Origin of the sequence: Moorena sp. SIO4G3 (assembly GCF_010692305.1) — a bacterium.
In the GTDB taxonomy this organism is placed as follows: domain Bacteria; phylum Cyanobacteriota; class Cyanobacteriia; order Cyanobacteriales; family Coleofasciculaceae; genus Moorena; species Moorena producens_A.
Map to the genome: position 1 here is coordinate 1 of NZ_JAAHIG010000673.1, position 2,169 is coordinate 2,169.

The 2,169-nt window shown below is 39.6% G+C and carries 2 protein-coding genes; both read right to left on the minus strand.

What is annotated here, in order from left to right; translation table 11 throughout:
• Positions 1-213 precede the first annotated feature (213 nt).
• Positions 214-990: a DUF928 domain-containing protein gene (locus F6J99_RS44435; protein ID WP_293123685.1), complete on the minus strand. Its 777-nt coding sequence runs from the start codon at positions 988-990 to the stop codon at positions 214-216.
• Positions 991-1,354: 364 nt separating this feature from the next.
• On the minus strand, positions 1,355-2,169 hold an 815-nt coding region (locus F6J99_RS44440), incomplete at its 5' end, for an ATP-binding protein (RefSeq protein WP_365975495.1).

Here is a 2,169-nt window from a genome sequence, read left to right on the forward strand (position 1 = left end):
ATTCAAACCTCAATGGAATGCCCGTCGGGGAGCTCAAGAACTCTACCAAGCTTATCAAACCGTAGGCTTAACCTTGGAAGAGTTTGAGGGACCGAGGTATCAGCGTATTGCTCACATCAAACAATTATAAGCATTCAGCTGTCAGCTGTCAGCTATCAGCTGTTGGCGTAGCCTGCGCGTAGCGCATTAGCTAAATGCTTACACTTAACTTAGTTACAAACGGGCTTTCCGTTCTATCTCTAAAATCTGCTTGATTCGCTCACTCTTTTGGCTGGCATAGTGTGAATTTCCAGATGCCTCGATTTTTGCTAAATCAGTTAAAAGATTTAGCTTTAACTCTCTATGTCTAGCATCGTCACCAGAACCGACAACTTCACCGAAGCCATCATACCAGAAACCTCTGTCAGCGTAGATATTTGCCCGATCAACAGGGTTAGTCGCTGCAGCCAGGGCTATTTTTAAATCTGGTGACTCTTGAACGACATCGATATACCCTTGGGCTACGATAGCACTCGATGGGTGATTCGGTTCACAGATAATAACCACTTGCCAAAAATATCTCTGTCCCACGGATAAGCCTAGTTCATCCTGTGATAGTGAGTGAGTCATTATTCCTGGTGTTGTTTGCAATTCAATATTTTGTATGAGTTGGTGATTCTCATTTACATCATCTTGATAAACTTGATAAAGCTGAAATTTCATTGGCAAGGATTCAGCATCCGGTACAAACCAAGCAAAGGTTGGGTGAGTCGAAACAGTTTGTCCAATATGTTCCTGAGGAGCTAGTGTAGTTAACTTTGCTTTTCCATTCTTAGAACATCCTCCCCTTGTACCGCTAATAATTGTCGGTTCTTTGGGACGAGATGGCGGATCAGGTGGTTTATAGTCGGCTAGGGCTACAGTTGTCATCCCTAAAAATAGACTAACCACACCAATAGTCAATCGGTGATTATCTAAGCACTGGTTGAGTAACTGAAATCTTCTCTTCATTAACTTACCCTCTAATTATGCCAACATCATAAAATTAAAAATTTAAAATTGCCATTAATAAATGATTAACAGCTATCAGCTATCAGCTATCAGCTATCAGCTAATAAAATTAAAAATTAAAAATTAAAAATTAAAAATTAAAAATTACCATTAATAAATGATTAACACCTAATACCTAATACCTAACACCTAACAGCTAATACCTAACACCTAACACCTAACACCTAACACCTAACACCTAATACCTAATACCTAATACCTAATACCTAATACCTAATACCTAATACCTAATACCTAATACCTAATACCTAATACCTAACACCTAACACCTAACATCTAACACCTAATACCTAACACCTAACACCTAGTTTAAAAACCAAAATCGACCTTTTTTAACAGACCAAGTGAGTTCACAAACTCTTCCTTTAGGAGACAAAGATGACCGCTTAAAACTTCCCCCTAGCTGTCGCGCTAGTGCTCTAGCTTGTTTAGTTCCCCGACCTCCTGAAGGCTTAGATTTCTTGGGTTGAGATGATGAGCTAATGCCCAACCCATTATCTTGAATGCGAATAATATTCATACCTTCGATTTGGGTGCAGGTGACTTTCAGACGAGTTACCCCTTTGGCATATTTACCGACATTGCACAATGCTTCTTCCATAAATCGACACAATCCTCGCTTCTGTTCGATACTTAATGGCGGACTATCGATTGGATCAAATTTTATAATTTTTACCTGAATGGTTTCAAAGCAAGGAAAGTTTAAGGCTAGGGTATTGCTATAAACTTCATAGAGAATCTCGTGAGTGGGTTGCTGCAAATCTAGGTCTAAATCAATCCCGATGTGGATACTGCTATCTTCGGTTAGGGTTTCTCGACGCACTGATTCATAAACTGCTCTGAGCTCTTGGTTTAACTGTTCTAGTTGAGAGCGCAATTGGTCATGAGATAAATCCTGATCTTGAGTGCAGCTGAGTATCCTAGCTAAGGTTTGTAATGGTCCATTATGAATGATGTCAAAGGTATAATCAATCATATATTGCCGTTCATTTATGCGGGATTTTAAGGTTTGGTGGTATAGATAGAAGGCATTGATGCTGACACCATTGACAGTTAAAACGAACCAGGTTGGTACTACAGGTATCCACCAACCCCAGATCAGGAGCAAATAACTTAGTC

Coding starts and splice junctions, on each gene's coding strand:
- F6J99_RS44435 (WP_293123685.1), bottom strand. CDS start 990: ATGAAGAGAAGATTTCAGTTACTCAACCAGTGCTTAGATAATCACCGA.